Origin of the sequence: Agromyces sp. NPDC058484, assembly GCF_042720415.1 — a bacterium.
Classification (GTDB): Bacteria; Actinomycetota; Actinomycetes; order Actinomycetales; family Microbacteriaceae; genus Agromyces.
This window is the reverse complement of record NZ_JBHXMP010000004.1, coordinates 67,155-87,471: the sequence shown is the minus strand read 5'-3', so window position 1 is coordinate 87,471 and position 20,317 is coordinate 67,155. Positions and strand designations below refer to the sequence as shown.

General features: G+C 71.4%; 20 protein-coding genes. 12 read left to right on the top strand and 8 right to left on the bottom strand.

Features of this window, described 5'->3' with window-relative positions; genetic code table 11:
* Positions 1-15: 15 nt before the first annotated feature.
* Positions 16-885 carry a PHP domain-containing protein gene (locus ACFWN7_RS04955; RefSeq protein ID WP_376937621.1) on the bottom strand — a complete coding sequence of 290 codons (870 nt, stop codon included), beginning with the start codon at positions 883-885 and terminating at the stop codon, positions 16-18.
* A gap of 97 nt (positions 886-982) precedes the next feature.
* On the opposite strand from ACFWN7_RS04955, the gene ACFWN7_RS04950 reads away from it, so the two are divergent.
* Both ACFWN7_RS04950 and ACFWN7_RS04945 read left to right on the top strand, forming a co-directional pair.
* Positions 983-2,005: an endonuclease/exonuclease/phosphatase family protein gene (locus ACFWN7_RS04950; protein ID WP_376937620.1), complete on the top strand. Its 1,023-nt coding sequence runs from the start codon at positions 983-985 to the stop codon at positions 2,003-2,005.
* Positions 2,006-2,076: 71 nt separating this feature from the next.
* On the top strand, positions 2,077-3,678 hold the full coding sequence (locus ACFWN7_RS04945; protein WP_376937619.1) for an aminopeptidase P family protein: 1,602 nt from the start codon (positions 2,077-2,079) through the stop codon (positions 3,676-3,678).
* A gap of 360 nt (positions 3,679-4,038) precedes the next feature.
* On the opposite strand, the gene ACFWN7_RS04940 is transcribed toward ACFWN7_RS04945, so the two are convergent.
* On the bottom strand, positions 4,039-4,380 hold the full coding sequence (locus ACFWN7_RS04940; protein WP_376937618.1) for a TIGR02611 family protein: 342 nt from the start codon (positions 4,378-4,380) through the stop codon (positions 4,039-4,041).
* A 176-nt stretch (positions 4,381-4,556) separates the two neighbouring features.
* Between ACFWN7_RS04940 and ACFWN7_RS04935 the strand changes: the two genes are divergently transcribed.
* Positions 4,557-4,955, top strand: coding sequence for a hypothetical protein (locus tag ACFWN7_RS04935; RefSeq protein WP_376937617.1), 399 nt, complete (start codon positions 4,557-4,559; stop codon positions 4,953-4,955).
* Positions 4,956-4,968: 13 nt separating this feature from the next.
* On the opposite strand, the gene ACFWN7_RS04930 is transcribed toward ACFWN7_RS04935, so the two are convergent.
* Positions 4,969-5,679, bottom strand: coding sequence for a general stress protein (locus ACFWN7_RS04930; RefSeq protein ID WP_376937616.1), 711 nt, complete (start codon positions 5,677-5,679; stop codon positions 4,969-4,971).
* A 77-nt stretch (positions 5,680-5,756) separates the two neighbouring features.
* On the opposite strand from ACFWN7_RS04930, the gene ACFWN7_RS04925 reads away from it, so the two are divergent.
* The 5 genes from ACFWN7_RS04925 (at position 5,757) to ACFWN7_RS04905 (ending at position 11,303) form a co-directional block, all read left to right on the top strand.
* Positions 5,757-7,085, top strand: a complete 1,329-nt coding sequence (locus ACFWN7_RS04925; protein WP_376937615.1) for a magnesium transporter MgtE N-terminal domain-containing protein — start codon at positions 5,757-5,759, stop codon at positions 7,083-7,085.
* Entirely contained in the window at positions 7,072-7,596 is a 525-nt protein-coding gene (locus ACFWN7_RS04920) for a DUF1003 domain-containing protein (protein WP_376937614.1), read from the top strand. Before ACFWN7_RS04925 ends, ACFWN7_RS04920 begins: the two co-directional genes overlap by 14 nt.
* Positions 7,583-8,761: an Mrp/NBP35 family ATP-binding protein gene (locus ACFWN7_RS04915; protein ID WP_376937613.1), complete on the top strand. Its 1,179-nt coding sequence runs from the start codon at positions 7,583-7,585 to the stop codon at positions 8,759-8,761. Before ACFWN7_RS04920 ends, ACFWN7_RS04915 begins: the two co-directional genes overlap by 14 nt.
* A 16-nt stretch (positions 8,762-8,777) precedes the next feature.
* The gene (locus ACFWN7_RS04910) at positions 8,778-9,680 is read left to right on the top strand and encodes a hypothetical protein (RefSeq protein ID WP_376937612.1); all 903 of its coding nucleotides are present in this window, start codon (positions 8,778-8,780) and stop codon (positions 9,678-9,680) included.
* A 72-nt stretch (positions 9,681-9,752) separates the two neighbouring features.
* Positions 9,753-11,303: a succinic semialdehyde dehydrogenase gene (locus ACFWN7_RS04905; RefSeq protein WP_376937611.1), complete on the top strand. Its 1,551-nt coding sequence runs from the start codon at positions 9,753-9,755 to the stop codon at positions 11,301-11,303.
* On the opposite strand, the gene ACFWN7_RS04900 is transcribed toward ACFWN7_RS04905, so the two are convergent.
* A complete protein-coding gene (locus ACFWN7_RS04900; RefSeq protein WP_376937610.1) occupies positions 11,304-11,693 on the bottom strand; it encodes a sec-independent translocase in 390 nt (129 codons plus the stop codon).
* 92 nt (positions 11,694-11,785) lie between these two features.
* Here ACFWN7_RS04900 and ACFWN7_RS04895 point away from each other — a divergent pair, with 92 nt between their 5' ends.
* On the top strand, positions 11,786-12,418 hold the full coding sequence (locus ACFWN7_RS04895; protein ID WP_376937609.1) for an O-methyltransferase: 633 nt from the start codon (positions 11,786-11,788) through the stop codon (positions 12,416-12,418).
* Between the two features lie 24 nt (positions 12,419-12,442).
* Here ACFWN7_RS04895 and ACFWN7_RS04890 read toward each other — a convergent pair whose 3' ends face one another.
* The 3 genes from ACFWN7_RS04890 to dapE all read right to left on the bottom strand — a co-directional run bounded on the left by ACFWN7_RS04890 (position 12,443) and on the right by dapE (position 15,026).
* Positions 12,443-12,616, bottom strand: a complete 174-nt coding sequence (locus ACFWN7_RS04890) for a DUF3117 domain-containing protein (RefSeq protein ID WP_067875042.1) — start codon at positions 12,614-12,616, stop codon at positions 12,443-12,445.
* A 69-nt stretch (positions 12,617-12,685) separates the two neighbouring features.
* Positions 12,686-13,915, bottom strand: a complete 1,230-nt coding sequence (locus ACFWN7_RS04885; protein ID WP_376937608.1) for a hypothetical protein — start codon at positions 13,913-13,915, stop codon at positions 12,686-12,688.
* A gap of 10 nt (positions 13,916-13,925) precedes the next feature.
* Complete coding sequence (gene dapE, locus ACFWN7_RS04880; protein WP_376937607.1) at positions 13,926-15,026, bottom strand: succinyl-diaminopimelate desuccinylase; 1,101 nt, start codon at positions 15,024-15,026, stop codon at positions 13,926-13,928.
* A gap of 56 nt (positions 15,027-15,082) precedes the next feature.
* Between dapE and dapD the strand changes: the two genes are divergently transcribed.
* Complete coding sequence (gene dapD, locus ACFWN7_RS04875) at positions 15,083-16,042, top strand: 2,3,4,5-tetrahydropyridine-2,6-dicarboxylate N-succinyltransferase (RefSeq protein WP_376937606.1); 960 nt, start codon at positions 15,083-15,085, stop codon at positions 16,040-16,042.
* Between the two features lie 109 nt (positions 16,043-16,151).
* Complete coding sequence (locus tag ACFWN7_RS04870) at positions 16,152-18,722, top strand: penicillin acylase family protein (RefSeq protein WP_376937604.1); 2,571 nt, start codon at positions 16,152-16,154, stop codon at positions 18,720-18,722.
* Positions 18,723-18,734: 12 nt separating this feature from the next.
* On the opposite strand, the gene ACFWN7_RS04865 is transcribed toward ACFWN7_RS04870, so the two are convergent.
* On the bottom strand, positions 18,735-19,166 hold the full coding sequence (locus tag ACFWN7_RS04865; RefSeq protein WP_376937603.1) for an Lrp/AsnC family transcriptional regulator: 432 nt from the start codon (positions 19,164-19,166) through the stop codon (positions 18,735-18,737).
* A 122-nt stretch (positions 19,167-19,288) separates the two neighbouring features.
* Here ACFWN7_RS04865 and ACFWN7_RS04860 point away from each other — a divergent pair, with 122 nt between their 5' ends.
* Entirely contained in the window at positions 19,289-20,317 is a 1,029-nt protein-coding gene (locus ACFWN7_RS04860; protein WP_376937602.1) for an ornithine cyclodeaminase, read from the top strand.

The window sequence follows — 20,317 nt, the reverse complement described above, 5'->3', positions numbered from 1 at the left end:
ATCCGCTGATTCGACCTACGGCGTGACGGGCGACGAACCCGAGCCCTCGGCGATGATCCGCTCCACCACGTCGCGCGCGGTTCGGCACTCGCCGAGCCGGTTGGGCTTGCCCGCGCCGTGGTAGTCGCTCGACCCCGTGACGGCGAGCCCGAACCGCCGCGCCAGCTCGCGCAGCTGCGGCTTCGCGTCGTCGCGGTTCTCGGGGTGGTCGATCTCGAGCCCGAAGAGCCCGGCGTCGACGAGCCGCGCGAGGCGCTCGGGCGGGATGACCCGGTGGGCTCCCCGGGTGCCGGGGTGGGCGAGCACCGGCACCCCGCCGGCCGCCCGGATCAGGCGCACGGCGGTCAGCGGGTCGGGTGCGTAGTGCGGCTGCGCGTATCCGGTGCGCGGGTGCAGGATGCCGTCGAACGCCGCCGACCTCGTCGCCACGTGACCCCGGGCGACCAGCGCGTCGGCGATGTGCGGCCGGCCGATGGTCGCACCCTCGATGGTCTGGGCGAGCACGTCGTCCCAACTGAGGTCGTAGTCGCGCCCGATGCGCCGCACGATCTCCTCGGCACGCGTGAGACGGGACTCGCGGATGCGCGCGGTCTCGGCGAGCAGCCCCTCGTGGAGGGGATCGATCAGGTACGCGAGCATGTGCACGCTCGTGAAGCCCTCCCGCGTGGAGAACTCCATGCCCGGAATCAGCACGACGCCCGTCTCGGGCACCGCGGCCGCGGCCTCGGCCCACCCTGTCGTCGCGTCGTGGTCGGTCAGCGCGACGCCCCAGAGCCCCGCGGCCGCGGCCTGCCGCATGAGGCGCGCGGGCGATTCCGTTCCGTCCGACACCGTCGAGTGCGCGTGCAGGTCGGCTTCGCCGACGACGGCGGGGGCTTCGGGCATCCCCTCATGCTAGTCGCGGCATCTTCACCCCCGACTCCCAGCGGATCGGCGGCGCCGCCTCGGCCTGCACGCCCGAGCCTCGCCTAGGGTTGGTGGAATGCTCCCCCGCATCCTCGGCTGGGCCGTCGTGCTCGGCACCGCGGCCCTCGCCGCGGTGCTCGTCTGGCCGCAGGGGTTCGGGCTGCAGAACCAGTGGGTGGCCGCGCACGTCGTCGCCCTGCGCGGCGTGGCCGCGGCGTGCGGCATCGTCGCCGCCGTCGGGTTCGGGCTCCTCGCGATCCCACGCGCGACCCGTCGCTTCGGTCTCGCGATGGCCGTCGTGCTCGCCCTCTTCGCGGCCGGGAACGTGGCGGTGCTCGCCGTGCGCGGCACGGGCGGGTCGGATGTCGCAAACGACGCGGCATCCGTCACCGTACTGTCTTGGAACACCCTCGGCGAGGTGCCCGAGGCGTCGACGATCGCGGGCCTCGCCCTCGACGAGGGGGCCGATGTCGTCGTGCTGCCCGAGACCACGGTTCCGCTCGGCGAGGAGGTCGCGATCGCGATGCGCGAGGGCGGCAGCCCGATGTGGGTGCACACGGTGGCGTTCGACGAGGTCGCGAAGGCCCGCTCGACGACGATCCTCATCTCGCCCGAGCTCGGCGACTACCGGGTCGTGTCGGACCTCGTCCCGGGGCCGCCCGGCAACACGAACACGCTCCCGACGATCGTCGCCGACCCCGTCGACGGCGACGGGCCGCGCATCGTCGCGGTGCACGCGGTGGCCCCCATCCGCTGGGAGCTGCGCAACTGGCGAAGCGACCTCGACTGGCTGGCCGAACAGTGCGCGGGCGAGAACGTGATCATGGCGGGCGACTTCAACGCGACCGTCGACCACTTCGCCGGCCGGGGCGCCGACGGCGGCGACCTCGGGCGGTGCCGGGATGCCGCGGTGCAGGCCGGGGCCGGCGCGCTCGGCACCTGGCCGACCGACCTTCCCGAGCTGTTCGGCAGCCCCATCGACCACGTGCTGGCCACGCCCGGATGGCGGGTCGACGCCTTCCGCGTGCTCGGCGAGCACGACGGAGCGGGCAGCGACCACCGCCCGGTCGTGGCGACGCTGTCGCCTGTCGTTCGCTGAGCTCGTCGAAGCGGGGCTGCTCCCTTCGACAAGCTCTGGGAACGAGGCGCGACGGTGCGAGAATGGACGGCATGGCGAACTCGACCGACACCTCCACGACCACCGTGCCCGACGGCACCGCACCCGACGGCACCGAGACGACCGCGACCGAGACGACCGCGGAGGAGACCGGCCGCAACGCGAATCGCTCGACGACACCGAGTTCTGAGGGCTTCAAGCACTTCATCGGCAGCGGCTGGGCCGAGCGCGACGAGACGCTCCCGCCCGCCCGCGAGCAGGCCGCCTTCGCCGCCGCGCGCCGGGCGAAGGTCTCGGCGGCGTTCACCGGCATCCGTCTCATCGTTCCGGCAGGTGACATGAAGCAGCGGGCGAACGACACCGAGTACCCGTTCCGCGCGCACTCGGCGTTCGCCCATCTCACGGGCTGGGGCTCCGACTCCGAGCCCGGGGCCGTGCTCGTCTTCGAACCCGCCGGCGACGGCCACGACGCCACGATCTACTTCCGCGAGCGCGCCGGCCGCGACTCCGAGGAGTTCTACGCCAACCCGGCGATCGGCGAGTTCTGGATCGGCCCGCGCCCCTCGCTCGCGCACGTCGCCGCCGACCTCGCGATCGCCACGCGCGGCATCGGCGACCTCGACCACGTGATCGACGCGGTCGACACCGCCACCCTCGTGCTCCGCGAGGCCGACGCGGCCGTCACCGAGCGCGTCGACCACGCCCGCATCCGCTTCGCCGCCGAAGCGGCGCTCTCGACGAACGCCGCGGATGCCCCGTTCTCGATCGAGGTCGGCGGCGAACACGAACCCGACGCCGAGCTGGCCCGGGTGCTCTCCGAGCTGCGCCTCGTGAAGGACGAGTTCGAGGTCGCCGAGCTGCGCGCGGCCATCGACGCCACGCAGCGCGGCTTCACCGAGGTGATCGAGGAGCTCCCCCGCATCACCGCCGAGGTGCGCGGCGAGCGCGTCATCGAGGGCGTGTTCGCCACGCGCGCCCGGCTCGACGGCAACGACGTCGGCTACGCCTCGATCGCCGCAGCCGGCCCACACGCCACGATCCTGCACTGGACCCGCAACGACGGCCCCGTCGTGCCCGGCGACCTCGTGCTGCTCGACGCCGGCGTCGAGCGCGACAGCTACTACACCGCCGACATCACGCGCACGTTCCCCGTGAACGGCACCTTCTCCGACGTGCAGCGCAAGGTCTACGAGGCCGTGCTCGAAGCAGCGGATGCCGCGTTCGCGATCGTGCGGCCCGGCATCGTGTTCCGCGAGGTGCACGCCGCCGCCATGGAGGTCATCGCGCGCAAGACGGCGGAGTGGGGCTTCCTGCCGGTGAGCGCAGAGGAGTCGCTCGAGCCCGAGAACCAGTTCCACCGCCGCTACATGGTGCACGGCACGAGCCACCACCTGGGCCTCGACGTGCACGACTGCGCGCAGGCGCGCCGCTCGATGTACATGGACGGCGTCGTCGAGGCGGGCATGGTGTTCACGATCGAGCCGGGCCTCTACTTCCAGGCCGACGATCTCACGGTGCCCGCGGAGTTCCGCGGCATCGGCGTGCGCATCGAAGACGACATCCTGGTCACCGCCGACGGCGCCGAGAACCTCTCGGCGGCGATCCCGCGCACGGCCGACGAGGTCGAGGCGTGGGTGCGCGGCCGCGCGTCCTGACCGACTTCCGCTCCGGCTCCCACGAGTGTGCAGTCCCCGCCCGCTGATGGACGGGGACTGCGCTCCCGGCGATCACATCGCGCACGCGGCGCATCGAGAGTGCACATCCCGCCCCGAATCGGGCGAGGACTGCACTCTCGGCGTCCACACCACGCACGCGGCGCATCGAGAGTGCACATCCCGCCCCGAATCGGGCGAGGACTGCACTCTCGGCGATCACACCACGCACGCGGCGCATCGAGAGTGCACATCCCGCCCCGAATCGGGCGAGGACTGCGCTTTCGGCGATCACATCACGCTCGCGGCGCATCGAGAGTGCACGTCCCGCCCCGAATCGGGCGAGGACTGCACACGTGGCGATCAGGTCGTGCCGCGCGCGGCCCGCCGCGCCTGCCACCACGCCCAGAATCGGGTGAGCTGCCGCTTCGTGAACGCGGCCAGACGCTTCGCCCACGCGAACTCGGTGCCGAGGATCGCGAGGCCGAGGAATACGATGAGCCATCCCGGCCCGGGCAGCGGCACGAGGAAGAGCCCGCCCACTGCGATCACCCCGCCGAGTACGCCCACCAACGCGCGGTAGGTGCGACGCAGCACTGGGCGCCGGTCGATGCGGTGACGGATGCCCCGGAGCATCCGCCGAATCGGCCGATCGGGCCGCTCGCCCTCGGCGATCTCGCGCTCGACCTCCCGCTGCGTCACCATGTGGACACGATATATCGCGAAGCTGGAAGTGCGCCGACTCTGGCGGTCGATATCCCTCCGGTCTACATTGGGCAGCAGGTGCTCGCAGCCCACTGGCACGCCGATCTCGAGACCCTGACGCGCACGTTTCCGGCGTTGGTGGCACCATCTGACCGACCGCAAACGGAGGTAGCGCCATGGCCGAACCACTCGTGTACATCGACCACTCCCAGATCAGACCGGGCAGGCTCGCGGAGGTCAGGAAGGGCATCCCCGACTTGGTCGGATTCGTCGACGAGCACGAGCCGCAACTCATCTCCTACGGCTTCTACATCGATGAGCAGGCTTCGGCCATGACCGTCGTCGCCGTCCACCCCGACTCCGCGTCGTTGGAATTGCACCTGGAGATCGGTGGCCCGCAGTTCCGCAAGTTGGCGCAGTTCATCGACCTGCGATTGATCGAGGTGTACGGCGAGCCGAGCGAGACCGCGCTGCACCAGTTGCGACGGAAGGCCGACCTGCTCGGTGAGGACGCACGAGTCGTCGTACACGGGCTACAGGCAGGATTCGCGCGCGTCCCCACTGCCGATTCCTGAGGCCGCGCGGCCGTCAGCGGTCGGACGCGGGCCGTTCGGCCTCGTCGTCGGGGGCAGCGGATGCCGCGGCATCCGTCTCCTCGGACGACGGGGCGAACTCGCCGTAGCGCGGCCGAGCAGGGCGAGCTGACTCGGCGGATTCCGCCGAGGCCGCTCGGCGTGCGGCATCCGTCGCCTCGCCGTAGCTCATGGGCCGCGACGACGCCGACGGGGCGGCGGGAGGCGCCTCCTCGGGCGCGCCGACGCCGAGCACCGACCGGGCCCGTTCGGCGTGCGCCGACTCCGTGACGATCGCATACCTGGTGGCGAGCACCTGCGCGACCGAGGTGAAGTCGCGGCGCCTGCGGTTGACCGAGTACGAGACGACGCTGAAGATCATCCCGAATCCGGCGCCGATGAGCACCGCGGAGATGAGGATGCCGAGCGAGGCGCCCGTGGGGGCGAAGATGAAGAACAGCAGGCCGAGGAACGTGCCGAACCACGCTCCCGAAAGCGCGCCGGCACCGGCCGCCCGCCCCCAGCTCAGCGTGCCGGTGATGCGCTCGACGCTCGTCAGCCCGGTGCCGACGATCGCGAGCTCCTTCACGGGGAACGCCGCCTTCGCGAGCGTGTCGACGGCGGCCTGCGCCTCGGCATACGTCTCGAAACTCGCAATGGTCTCGCCCTTGGGAAGCGTGGGAAACGCGCGGGCCAGGCGTCCGCCGAACGGGGATTGGGTGCTCACCCGGCCATTGTCCCACGGGGCCCGCCGGCCCTGGCCGGAACGGCCGGGAAACGGACGGCGGGGGCTAAGTTGGTAGCGTGAGCGCCACGAGAGTCTTCGTCGCCCGACTCGCCGGGTGCGCCGTCTTCGACCCCGCCGGCGACCGGGTCGGCAAGGTGCGCGACGTGCTCGTCGTGTACCGCAGGAATGACCCGCCGCGCGTGGTGGGGCTCATCGTCGAGATCCCGGGCAAGCGCCGCGTGTTCGTGTCGATCGGGCGCGTGACCTCGATCGGCGGCGGGCAGATCATCACGACCGGGCTCATCAACCTTCGCCGATTCGAGCAGCGCGGCGGCGAGGTTCGGGTCATCGCCGAGATGCTCGGCCGCAAGGTCGTCTTCAACGACGGCACGGGCGAGGCGACCATCGAAGACGTCGCGATCGAGGAGCGCGAGCAGGGCGATTGGGAGGTCGACCAGCTGTTCGTGCGCCGGCCCAAGGGCGCCTCGCCGTTCTCGAAGGGCCAGTCGGCCTACGTCACCTGGCGCGAGGTGCGCGAGCTCTCGGCGAGCGGCGAGGCGCAGTCGGCCGAGCGGCTCATCGCGACGTACTCCGAGCTGAAGCCGGCCGACCTCGCGAACACCCTCCTCGACCTGCCCGCGCAACGCCGCCAGGAGGTCGCAGAGGAGCTGCCCGACGACCGTCTCGCCGACGTGTTGGAGGAGATGCCCGAGTCCGATCAGGTCGAGATCCTCTCGGGCCTCGGTGACGATCGCGCGGCCGACGTGCTCGACCACATGCAGCCCGACGACGCGGCCGACCTCATCGCCCAGCTCCCCGAGGAGCGCGGCGAGCACCTCCTCGAGCTCATGGAGCCCGAGGAGGCCGACGACGTGCGGTTCCTCCTCTCCTACGGCCCCGACACCGCGGGCGGCCTCATGACGCCCGAGCCGATCATCGTGTCGGCCGACGCGACCGTGGCCGAGGGGCTCGCGCTCATCCGCCGGCACGACCTGCCGCCGGCGCTCGGCGCGGCCGTGTGCGTCACCCTTCCGCCCTACGAGCCGCCGACCGGCCGGTTCCTCGGCATGGTGCACTTCCAGCGGATGCTCCGCTACCCGCCGCACGAGCGCCTCGGCACCCTCATCGACCAGGGCCTCGAGCCCGTCCGCTCCGACACCTCCGCCGCGGAGGTCAGCCGCATCCTCGCGAGCTACGACCTCGTCTCGGTGCCGGTCGTCGACGAGAAGCACCGACTCGTCGGGGTGGTGACGATTGACGACGTGCTCGACTACCTGCTGCCAGATGACTGGCGAAGTCATCCCGACGAGGGCGAGGTGGGGCGCCGCGCGGCTGCGCGGGCCCAGTTGACGACAGGCAGCATCCCGATCCCGCATGGAAGGAGGGCAGGAGATGGCACGCGTTGACGTCGAAGACCGCCGGTTCGACACCCCGAAGGGCATCCGCCGATCCCCGGCCTTCCGGGGTTCGGGCGACAACGACCGGTTCGGGCGCTTCACCGAGTGGGTCGCGCGCGGCATGGGCACGCCGGGATTCCTGGTCGGGCTCACCGTGTTCGCGGTCGGCTGGATGGCGTGGAACACGTTCGCGTCCGAACCGCTGCGATTCGACTCGATCGCGATCGGCTTCACCGCACTGACGCTCATGCTCTCACTGCAGGCCTCCTACGCCGCCCCGCTGATCCTGCTCGCGCAGAACCGGCAGGACGACCGCGACCGCGTGCAGATCGAGCAGGACCGGCAGCGCGCCGAACGCAACCTCGCCGACACCGAGTACCTGGCCCGCGAGGTCGTCGCCCTGCGGCTCGCCGTGAAAGACCTCGCCTCGAAGGACTTCATCCGGGCCGAGCTCAGGGCAGCGCTCGAGGAGCTCGATCGACGCGACGAGGAGGAGGCGACCGACCATGCCCCCGGTTGACGTCGGCTCGCTCGAGCAGGGCGTGCGCGCCGCGCTCGCGGGCGTCATCGACCCCGAGATCCGCAAGCCCATCACCGAACTCGACATGGTGGAGTCGGTGAGCGCCGGTGACGACGGCCGAGTTCAGGTCGTGATCCGGTTGACGATCGTCGGATGCCCCGCCAGCGACCGCATCGAACGAGACGTGCGCCAGGCGGCCGAGACGGTCGCGGGGCCCGGCAACGCCGACGTGACCCTCTCGGTCATGACGCCCGAGCAGCGTGCAGCGCTCACCGAACGGCTCCGCGGCGGCAAGGCGGCGCGCGGCAACCCGTTCGGACCGGGCAGCCTCACCCGGGTGATCGCCGTCACGAGCGGCAAGGGCGGTGTGGGCAAGTCGACGATCACGGCGAACCTCGCCGTCGCGCTCGCGGCGCGCGGGCTCTCGGTCGGGCTCGTCGACGCCGACGTGCACGGCTTCTCGATCCCGGGCCTGCTCGGCCTCGTCGACGAGCACGGGAACGCCCCGCGCCCCACCCGCGTCGACGAGATGATCCTGCCGCCCGTCGCGCACGGCGTGAAGGTCATCTCGATCGGCATGTTCGTCGAGCCGACCGAGCCCGGCGGGCGCGCGTCATCCGTCGCCGTCGCCTGGCGGGGGCCGATGCTGCACCGCACCCTCAACCAGTTCCTCACCGACGTGTACTTCGGCGACCTCGACGTGCTCCTCGTCGACCTGCCGCCGGGCACCGGCGACGTCGCGATCTCGCTCGGGCAGCTGCTGCCGAACGCCGAGGTCGTCGTGGTGACCACGCCGCAGCCCGCCGCCGCCGACGTCGCCGAGCGCTCGGGCGTCGTGGCCCGCCAGACGGGGCAGCGCATCGTCGGCGTCGTCGAGAACATGGCGGGCTTCGCCGGTCCGAGTGGCGACCTGATCGAGCTGTTCGGGTCGGGCGGCGGCGGGATCGTCGCCGAGCGGCTCTCCGAGGGGCAGGCGTCTCCCGTGCCGCTGCTCGCGAGCGTGCCGCTCAGCATCGCGTTGCGCCAGGGCGGCGACGCGGGTGCGCCCGTGGTGCTCTCGGCGCCCGACGACCCGGCCGCCCGCGCCATCGAGGAGGTCGCCGCCCGCCTCGCGGCACTCCCCCGGTCGCTCGGCGGCCGCCGCCTCGACGTGTCGGTGCGGTGAACAAAGCATGAGACGGATGCCCCGCGCCCGCCTCATCCGTTCGATCGCGCTCGTCGCGGCCCTCGCGACCGTGCCGATCGGTCTCGTCGCGTGCACGGGCGCGCCCGCGGCGCCCGCGTCGCCCGACGGCCTCGCCGTCTCGCTCCGGCAGGGGCGCCTCGACGTCGTCGAACGCCGGCTCGTCGTGCGCTTCGAGAACACCGGCGCCGAGCCGGTCGCCATCGAGGGATTCACGGTCGAGACCCCGACGCTCGAACCCGGCCTCGAGCGATCGAAGCCGTTCGAACTGGCCGCCGGCGACGCGATCGCGGTGCGGCTCGACCTGCCTGGGAGCGCCTGCGACGCCGAGCCCGGTCCCGTCGTCGTCGACGTCGCCTTCCGCACCACGGGCGTCGACGGCGAGGCCCGGCTCACCGCCGACGACCCGTTCGACACGATCTCGCGGGTGAACGCCGCCGACTGCCTCGGCGAATCGGTCGCGGAGGTCGCCGAGATCGTGATGCCCGAGCATCTCCGCTCCACGGGCACGGGAGCCGGGCGGCGCGCGTTCATCGACGTGGAGATCGTGCCCGCGGCATCCGCTCGAGAAGCTCAAGGCGGCGCCGGCGCCGCTTCGATGCGGATCGAGCGCGTGTACGGCACGACCCTCCTGAGCGCGGAGGACGGCGTCGACTGGCCCCTCGGACTCGACGTCGCCGCCGGCGACCCGCCGCTCACGATCAGCCTGCCGGTGCGTCCCGCCCGGTGCGACGCGCACGCGATCGCCGACGACAAGCGCGGCACGATCCTGCCGTTCGAGGTCGAGACGAGCGACGGCAGCGCCGGGCGCCTCGACGTGCCGTCGGACGACGGGTTGAAGGCGGAGCTGTACGCGTACTACGTCGAGCGCTGCGGGCTGGCGACGCCACCCGCGGGTTGACCTCGCACACCCACACGCTCACGTCGCGTGCCCGGCCTGGGCGAAGTGGGTCAGTTGACCTAGACTGTGCCAATGCGCGCCTCCACGGCCTCCCCCGAACTGTTCGCGAGCCTTGCCGACGACGTCGTCGCCTCGGGCTCCGACACCGCCGCGATCCCCACCCCGTCGACGGGAGAGACCCTGCACGAGCTGCCCCGATCGAGCTCCGACGACGTGCGCGACGCGATCGCACGGGCGCGCCTCGCCCAGCTCGCCTGGGCGCGCGCCGGCTTCGCGGAGCGCCGGCGCGTGCTCCTCCGAGCGCACGACCTGCTGCTCGACCGGCGCGAGCTCCTGCTCGACCTCGTGCAACTCGAGAGCGGCAAGACCAGGGGCCAGGCGCTCGAGGAGCTCTTCCAGGCGGCATCCGTTACCCGCTACAACGCCCTCGCGGCCCGGCGGGTGCTCCGAGGGCGGCGACGACGCGCTGGCGTCCCCGTCGTGACGACGACCCGCGTGCGGTACCGCCCGAAGGGCGTCGCCGGGGTCATCACCCCGTGGAACTTCGCCCTCAGCCTCGCCGCGATGGACGTGGTGCCCGCCCTCGCGGCCGGCTGCGCGGTCGTGCAGAAGGCCGACGACCAGGGCGCGCTCTCCATCCTCGCGCTGCGACGCGCGTTCGTCGACGCTGGCGTCCCCGAGGCGCTCTGGGCCGTCGTCGCCGGCGAGGCGAGCGAGGTCGGCGAGACCCTCACCGACCACGCCGACTACATCTGCTTCACCGGCTCGACCGCGACGGGCCGCAGGATCGCCGAGAAGGCCGGTCGCAGGCTCGTCGGCGCCTCGCTCGAGCTCGGCGGCAAGAACGCCATGCTCGTGCTCGACGACGTCGACCCCGAGCAGGCCGCAGCGGATGCCGCGTACGCGTGCTTCTCGGCGATGGGGCAGCTCTGCGTGTCGATCGAGCGCATCTACGTGCATCGCGCGGTTGCCGGCCCGTTCACGCGGGCGCTCGTCGACCGGGTCGACGCGGCAGCGCTCGGGTCCTCCCTCGACTACACGACCGACTTCGGGTCACTGGCGAGCCGCGCCCAGCTCGAACGCGTCGAGACGCACCTCGACGACGCGCTCGCCAAGGGCGCGACGGTGCTCGCCGGGGGTCGCCGCCGTCCCGACGTCGGGCCCTGGTTCTTCCAGCCCACCGTGCTCACCGGGGTCACCCCCGAGATGCGCGTGCACGCCGAGGAGACCTTCGGCGCCATCGCCTCCCTCTACATCGTCGACAGCGAGGAGGAGGCGATCCTCGCGGCGAACGCGAGCGAGTACGGCCTGAACGCCTCGGTGCTCACGCGGTCGGCGCTCCGGGGTCGTCGCGTCGCCGACGCCCTCGAGGCCGGGAGCGTCAACGTCAACGAGGGCTACCGCGGCACGTTCGCCTCGGTGGACGCGCCGATGGGCGGGATGAAGGCCTCGGGCGTGGGTCGTCGCAACGGCCCGGAGGGGCTCATGCGCTTCGTCGAACCCGTCACCGTGTCACGTTCGACCGGGCTGCTCCAGCTGCCGCGCACGTCGGGCGAGTTCGCCGTGCTGTCGGGGCCGTTCCTGCTGCTCGCCCGCGTGCTCCGCGCGGTGCGGCGCCGCTGATCAGGTCGCCTCGGAGTCGAACGGCGCCGGCTCCCCCGCGCCGAGGGCCTCTCGTTTGCGCTTGCGCTGGAGGTACGCGGAGTTCTCGTTCACCGCCGCGCGTGCCACGACGGGCTTCGCCGGCTCGGCGAAGGGATCGACGTCGGTGAGCGCCTCGCGGATGATGCGGCGCGGGTCGTACTGACGAGGGTCGAGCTTCTTCCAGTCGACGTCGTCGAAGTCGGGGCCCATCTCGTCGCGCACGCGGTCTTTCGCGCCGTTCGCCATGTCGCGCATGGAACGTACGAAGCGCCCGAGCTGTGCAGCGTAGTGCGGAAGACGCTCGGGCCCGAGCAGGAAGACGGCGATCACCCCGATGATGAGGAGTTTCTCGAACGTCAGACCGAACACCTCTACAGGATAGTAGGCGGCGAGGCGTGCCGGTGACGTGCGCAGGAGGCCCGTAGGCTATGGGGTCGAGAGCATTCACCGGGAGTCGCCACGTGTCCGATCGAGACCTGAACTGGAAGTACGTCGACGAAGCGGTCGTCGAGACCGATGCGGTCGTGAAGGCCAGACAGCAGTCGCTCGAACTGGGCATCGACCCTGTCTCGCCCGCGGTGGGCGCGCAGATCGCGCTCATCGCCGCAGCCGCGGGCGCCGAGTCGATCATCGAGGTCGGCACGGGCGTCGGAGTCTCGGGACTCTGGATGTTGCAGACCGTGCGCCACGCGATGCTCACCTCGATCGACACCGAGAACGAGTACCAGCAGTACGCGCGCGAGCACTTCGCGGAGGCGGGCATCGCACCGGCCCGCGTGCGGCTCATCGCCGGACGTGCGAGCGAGGTGCTCCCCCGCATGAACGAGAGCTCCTACGACGTCGTCCTGATCGACGCCGACGGCCCGTCGGTCATCGAGTACGTCGAGCACGGCCTGCGCCTCGCCAAGCCGGGCGGTTCCGTGCTCGTCGCGCGTGCGCTTTGGAAGGGACGCGTCGCCGACCCCGCACGGCGCGACGACGCGGCCACCGCGTTCCGGGAGCTCATCGCGGAGCTCGCGGGGTCGACCGCGGTGGCGACGGCCGTCTCCCCCGCGGGAGACGGCCTGCTCCAGATCGTGAAGCTGGGTGCCTGACCTCGTGTCAGGCAGGATGCATCGTCAGGCGGGATTCACGACGCCGCCGAGGACGTCGTAGAGCTCTTTGGCTTCAGCGTCGTTCACCGAGACGACCAGACGACCACCGCCCTCGAGCGGAACCCGCACGATGATGAGGCGACCCTCCTTCACAGCCTCCATAGGCCCGTCTCCAGTGCGTGGCTTCATGGCCGCCATTGAGCTACCCCTTTCGTCGCTGACCGTTCCATTATCGGCTATCCGAAGCGGCGCTGGGAAATCCGCTGATCAGGGCGGGGTCCAGTCTCGTCCGTCGATGCCCCAGCAGATCAGGAGCCACCCGATCTGCATCGCGAGGAAGGCGACGACGACGCCCCAGCGGTACCAACGCGCCCTCGGCAGTGCCAGCGCGCCCAGCAGCGGGAACATCGGGGCGAGGATCCGGAACGTGCTCGACTGCGGAAAGAAGACGGCGAGCAGGTACAGGGCGTAGCTCACCGTCCAGAGCCGGATGTCGACACCCAGCCGCCGCACCGCCGGCGACGCGACGGCGAGCGCGAACGCCACGACGACCGCGACGACGGCGATCGTGCCCAGCGGTTGCCCCAGCCACCAGTCGCCCGACTGGAACCAGCCCGTGAACGGCACGAGCTCGTGGTAGCCGATGTACGCCGACCGCCACGCGAGCTCCGTGTCGGTGTAGCCGCGGAGGTCGCCGGTCACCGTCCAGACGATGGCGGGCCACGCGAGGCCGGCGAGGCCGGCGAACACGGCGACGGATGCCACGAGCACGCGTTCGCGCATCGGGAACCCCTCCCGTTCCCGCCGCAGCCAGCGCCATCCCCAGTGCAGCACGAGCGTCAGCGCGAATGCGAGGGCCCCGGGCCGCGTGAACGACCACACGGCGATCACCGGGACGAGCCAGCCGTACCTCCGGTCGACGAGCAGCAACAGGGCGAGCGCGAGCCAGAGGAATCCGAGCGATTCGGCGTACCCGAACTGCATGATCGGCGCCACCGGCGCGACGCAGAACAGCAGGACGGCGAACAGTGCCCGGTCGGGCTCCAGGAACCGCGACATCAGCCGGTGGAAGACGAGCGCGGCACCGAGGCCGGCCGCGACGGCGATGATGACGGATGCCACGTTCCACGGCACGCCGAACCACATGACGACGCCCACCAGGGCCGGATACACCGGCAGGAACGCCCACGCGTTCTCGGCGACCTGCCCGGCGTCGGTGAGCGGCAGCTCCGACGGGTAGCCGCGGAGCAGGATGACCTGGTACCAGCGCGCGTCCCACAGGTTCGCGTACTCGAAGTACCCCGGACGAGCCCCGGTCCACGCGTTCGCCTCCTGCACGCTCGCGAGGGCGAGCACGAACACGGTCGTGACCGCGCGTGCCGCCGCGTAGACGAGCACGACCTTCGCCCACCACGGCATGAGACGCCACCGCACGCGCGGCGACCACCGCGTCGCGCGGAGCGGATCCCGCTCCCGCTCGATCGGCGCGTCGGTCACGGTCGGGCGCTCAGACCGCGCCGGTGAGCCACTCGCGCAGGGCGCGTTCGCACGACAGGATCTGGTCGCACGCCACGCGCTCGTCGTCGGCGTGGGCCTTGAGCGGATCGCCGGGGCCGAAGTTCACCGCGGGGATTCCGAGTGCGCTGAAGCGCGCGACATCCGTCCACCCGTACTTCGGCTTCGCCTCGCCGCCCACTGCGCGCACGAACTGCTGTGCGAGCGGATCGTCGAGCCCTGGACGCGCCCCCTCGGCCTCGTCGACGACGGTCAGGTCGTACTCGGGGAAGAGCGCCGAGACGTGCTCGATCGCATCGGCCACCGTGCGGTTCGGCGCGAAACGGTAGTTCACGTGCAGCATTGCCTCGTCGGGGATGACGTTGCCGGCGATGCCGCCCGTGACGCCGACCGCGTTCAGCCCCTCGCGGTAGGCGAGGCCGTCGACCTCGATCGTCGCGGGCTCGTAGGCCACGAGCCGTTCGAGCGCGGGCGCGAGCTTGTGGATCGCGTTCTCGCCCACCCAGCTGCGCGCGGAGTGCGCTCGCAGCCCGTAGGTGCGCAGTTCGACGCGCAAGTTGCCGTTGCAGCCGCCCTCGACCCGCCCGTTGGACGGCTCGCCGAGGATCGCGAAGTCGCCGGCGAACAGGTCGGGACGGTGGCGTGCCAACCGTCCGAGCCCGTTCAGCTCGGCCGAGACCTCCTCGTGGTCGTACCACATCCAGGTCAGGTCGACGACGGGCTCGGCGAGTTCGAGCGCGAGCTTCAGCTGCACCGCGACGCCCGCCTTCATGTCCACAGTGCCGCGCCCCCAGAGGTAGCGCTGCCCGTCGATGGTCTCGAACCGCGTCGGCACGTTGGCGTTGATCGGCACCGTGTCGAGGTGTCCGGCGATCACCACGCGGCGATCGCGTCCGAGGTTCGTGCGGGCGACGATCGTGTCGCCGTCTCGGATGATCTCGAGGTGGGATGCCCCGGCGAGCGCGTCGACGATGAGGTCGGCGAGCCGGGTCTCGTCGCCCGAGACGCTCGGCACGTCGCAGATGGCCTGGGTGATCGCCACCGAGTCCGCGGTGAGGTCGAGCGCGGGCGTGGGCGTGTCGAGAGGCGGCATGCTGGAAGTCTACGGATGCCGCGGCATCCGCCGTCGCTCGCCGATACGCTGGAGTAATGCCCTCCACCGACACCGCCTCCCGCCCTGCCCTCCGTACGGCCTGGGGTCACGGGCTCGCGACGGTCGCCGCCGACGGCACCGTGCTCGACACCTGGTACCCCGCGCCCGCGCTGGGCGCCCCCGACGCATCCGCCGTGCCCGTCGAACTCGACGCGCTCGCCGGCGGCGACGAGCGGCGTGGTGTGTCCGTCGAGGCCGTGACGGTGTCGATCGAACTCGACGCGGCACCCGCGGGCACCGCCGACGCCTACCTGCGGCTGCACCTGCTCTCGCATCTGCTCGTGCGCCCCAACGAGGTGAACCTCGACGGCGTCTTCGCGCACCTGCCCGCCGTCGTCTGGACGAACGCGGGGCCGGTGCATCCGGCAGACTTCGACCGGCTGCGCCCCACGCTCCAGCGCGCCGGCATCCACGCGACGAGCCTCGACAAGTTCCCCCGACTGCTCGACTACGTCACGCCCCAGCGGGTCCGCATCGCGGATGCCGCGCGGGTGCGCCTCGGCGCCCACCTCGCGCCCGGCACGACCGTCATGCACGAGGGCTTCGTGAACTTCAACGCCGGCACCCTCGGCGCCTCGATGGTCGAGGGACGCATCTCTCAGGGCGTCGTCGTGGGCGACGGAAGCGACATCGGCGGCGGCGCCTCGATCATGGGCACGCTCTCGGGGGGCGGCACGCAGCGCGTCGCAATCGGCGAGCGCGCCCTGCTCGGCGCGAACTCGGGCATCGGCATCTCGATCGGCGACGACTCCGTCGTGGAGGCCGGCCTCTACGTCACGGCGGGCACCAAGGTCGTCGTCGTGGGTGCGCCGAAGGGACGCCCGCGCTCGGTGAAGGCCGTCGAGCTCTCAGGCGTGCCGAACCTGCTGTTCCGCCGCAACTCCCTCAACGGACAGGTCGAAGTGCTCTCCCGCACGGGCGACGGCGTCGCCCTGAACGCGGCCCTGCACGCCTGACCCGGTCGGCCGGGCGGGGCCGCGGGGCCGACGACGGCGCCGTCGACTACAGTGGGTGCTCAGGCCGCCCGCGCGCGGTCATCGCCATGCGCCATCACGAAGGAGCGACGTGGGCACCGACGCACCGAGAACCCGCAGGCACCGAGGCCTCAGGTTCCTGACGGTCGTGCTCGTCACCGTGCTCGTGCTCGCCGTGGTGGCCGCCGGCCTCGGCTGGTGGACCGTGCAGCGGTCCTTCCCCACGACCAGCGGTCGCATCGAGGTGCCCGGCATCACGGCCGCCGTCACCGTCTACCGCGACGACGCCGGCATTCCGCAACTCGTCGCCGAGACCGACCACGACCTGTTCTTCGCGCAGGGCTACGTGCACGCGCAGGACCGGTTCTGGGAGATGGACTTCCGCCGGCACGTCACCGCCGGCCGCGTCGCCGAGCTCTTCGGTGAGTCGCAGGTCGCGACCGACACGTTCATCCGCACGCTCGACTGGCGGGGCCTCGCCGAGCAGGAGTACGCGATGCTCGACGACCTGACGCGCAGGTACTACGACGCCTACGCCGAGGGCGTGAACGCCTATCTCGCCGAGCGCGGCGGCGCCGACCTCTCCCTCGAGTACGCCGTCCTCGGCCTCCAGAACCCCGGATACGCCCCCGAACCATGGTCGCCGGTCGACTCGATCGCGTGGCTGAAGGCGATGGCCTGGGACCTCCGCTCCAACCTCGGCGACGAGATCGACCGGGCGCTCCTCGCCACCGAGCTTCCGCCCGAGGAGGTCGCGCGCCTGCACCCGGGCTTCGCCTGGGGCGAGATGCCGACGATCGTCGACGGCATGGCCGCGCCCGCGCCCGCGGCATCCGCAGTGACGCCGCTTCCCTCCTCAGGTACGGGCGATGCGGTCGCGGGCGGGGCGACCGACGAGTACGCAGCGTCGCTGGCGTCGCTGCGCGCCCTCCTCGACGGGGTGCCCGAGCTCCTCGGCCCCGAGGGCGGCGATCTCGGCTCGAACTCGTGGGTCGTCTCGGGCGCCCACACCGAGTCCGGGATGCCGCTGCTCGCCAACGATCCGCACCTGGGTCCCGCGATGCCCTCGATCTGGGCGCAGATGGGCCTGCACTGCGCGTCGATCCGCGCGGACTGCGCATTCGACGTCGCGGGATACACGTTCTCGGGTCTTCCCGGCGTGATCATCGGTCACAACGAACGCATCGCCTGGGGATTCACGAACCTCGGCCCCGACGTCGCCGACCTCTACCTCGAGCGCGTCGACGGCGACGCCTACGAACTCGACGGCGCGATGGTGCCGCTGACGCTCCGCGAGGAGACGATCGAGGTCGCCGGCGGCGATCCGGTGACCGTGACCGTGCGCTCGACCGCGCGCGGGCCCATCGTCACCGACATCGGCGCGGACTTCGCCGCCGTCGCCGACGGTCTTCCCGCGGCATCCGGTGCGCCCGACGGAGACTACGAGGTCTCCCTGCAGTGGACGGCGCTCACGCCCGGCACCACCGCGCAGGCCATCTTCGATCTGAACAAGGCGAGAGACTGGGCCGGGTTCCGTCAGGCGGCCGCGCTCTTCGACGTGCCCGCCCAGAACCTCGTCTACGCCGACGTCGACGGGAACATCGGCTACCAGGCGCCCGGAACGATCCCGATCAGGAGATCGGGCGACGGCACGATGCCGCTGCCCGGGTGGACGAGCGAGAACGGCTGGACCGGCAGCGTCTCGTTCGACGCGCTTCCGTCGGTGCTGAACCCCGCGCACGGCTACATCGTGACGGCGAACAACGCGGTGAGCGCCAACGGCCCCACGCTCACCCAGGACTGGGACCTCGGCTACCGCGCCGCCGCCATCGAGCACATGCTCGAGGAGCGCATCGCAGCGGGCGCGAAGCTCACCGCCGCCGATCTCGCGCAGATGCAGCTCGACACCGCGGACTCGAACGCCGCGGCCTTCCTGCCGGTGATCGCCGAGCTCGACCTCGACGGCGACGCGGCCCGCGGCGCCGCGCTCCTCGCCGACTGGAACGGCCGCGCCGACGTCGACAGCTCCCAGGCGGCGTACTTCGCGGTGTTCTGGCGCAACCTGCTCGACGACATGTTCGGCGGCCTGCCCGAGAGGACGAGGCCCGAGGGCGGCGACCGGTGGTTCAGCGTGGTCGGCACCCTGCTCGGCGAGCCCGAGTCCCCGTGGTGGACGAACGAGGCCGAGGGCGTCACGGGACGGGACGCGACGATCGCGCACGCGCTCGACGCGGCGTGGAGCGAGGCATCCGATCGCATGGGCGGCGACCCCGGCAGCTGGCGCTGGGGTCGACTGCACACGCTCACGCTCACGAACCAGAGCTTCGGCGAAGCGGGCATCGGGCCCATCGAGTGGCTGTTCAACCGCGGCCCGTACGAGCTCGGCGGCGGCACCTCGATCGTGAACGCGATCGGATGGGACGCGAGCCTCGGCTACGAGGTCGACTGGGTGCCCTCCATGCGCATGATCGTCGACCTCGACGACTTCGACGCCTCGCAGTGGATCAACCTCACCGGCGCATCGGGGCACGCGTTCCACGCGCACTACGCCGACCAGGCACCGCTGTGGCAGCGGGGCGAGCTGCGCGACTGGCCGTTCACGATCGCCGCGGTGCAGGACGCCGCGAGCGACACGCTCCAGCTTCGGCCGCGCGGCGAGTAGCCGAGGCGATTCCTAGCGCAGCACCGAGCTGAGCAGGAGGCTCGTCTCGCTGTTGACGACGCCCTCGATGGAGCGGATCCGGCCGAGCACGCGATCGAAGCCGCCGAGCGTCTCCGTGGCGAGCTCGGCGACCAGATCCCACCCGCCGTTCGTCGTGTGCAGTGCGACCACCTCGGGGAGGCCCCGCAGGCGCCGGATGACCTGGTCGGTGGTGCGTCCCTCGACCTCGATGAGAGAGATCGCGCGGATCGCGAGCGGGTCGAGCTCCTCGCGCACCCGCACCGAGAAGCCGACGATGGTTCCGGATGCCACGAGCCGGTCGATGCGGCCGTTCACGGTCGCCCGTGCGACACCGAGCCGCCGTGCGAGCTCGGCCACCGGCGCCCGTCCGTCCTCCCGGAGCGCCGACAACAGCCTGCGGTCTAGGTCGTCGAGGGATGCCATGCGCACATGGTATCGCTGAGGCTCTCACACTGGCCATTTCCTCGACGAATCGTGCACAGAACGCTCATTGTCGTTGCATATCGTCGGAATCTACTCTCGTATCACGAAGTGAAAGGACTGTGATGACGAGTTTCGTCGATGTACACGGCATGGTCGGCTGGATCGCCCGAACGGGCACCGAATCGGTCATCGCCGGAATCCTCGAGTACCTCGAGCACGACTTCCGCCGGTGGGAGAGCTTCGAGAAGTCGGCCCGTGTCGCGAGCCATACGCCGTTCGGCGTCATCGAGCTGATGCCGACGAGCGACCAGGAGTCCTACGCGTTCAAGTACGTGAACGGCCACCCATCGAATCCGGGGCGCGGCTACCAGACGGTCACCGCGTTCGGCGTCCTGGCCGACGTGCACAACGGCTATCCGACCTTCCTCGCCGAGATGACCGTGCTGACGGCCCTTCGCACCGCCGCCACCTCGGCCCTCGCAGCGAAGTCGCTCGCCCGCCCCGACTCCGCCGTCATGGCGATGATCGGCACCGGCAGCCAGGCGGAGTTCCAGGCGCTCGCCTTCCGAACCGCACTCGGCATCACGAGCCTCCGCGTCTACGACGTCGACCCCGACGCCATCGCGAAGCTCGTGCGCAACCTGCTGCCGCTCGGTTTCGCCATCCACGTCGCGGGCAGCGCCGCCGAGGCCCTCGACGGCGCCGACATCGTGACGACGTGCACCGCCGACAAGGCGCGCGCGACCGTCGTCGCCGACGAGCTCGTACAACCCGGCATGCACCTCAACGCAATCGGCGGCGACTGCCCGGGCAAGACCGAGCTCGACGCGGCCATCCTCGACCGCAGCAGCGTCGTCGTGGAGTACGCCCCCCAGACGCGCATCGAGGGCGAGATCCAGCAGCGCCCGGCCGACTTCCCGGTGACCGAACTGTGGGAGGTGCTCACGGGGCGTGCTCCTGGACGCATCAGTGCCGAGGACATCACCGTGTTCGATTCCGTGGGGTTCGCCATCGAGGACTTCTCAGCCCTGCGCTTCGTGCGCGACCGCGTCGCCGGCACCGCGTTCGAGCAGCGTATCGAGCTCGTGGCCGATCCCGACGACCCGAAGGACCTCTTCGGTCTCATGGGCGCCTTCTCGCCGGTCGGCTGA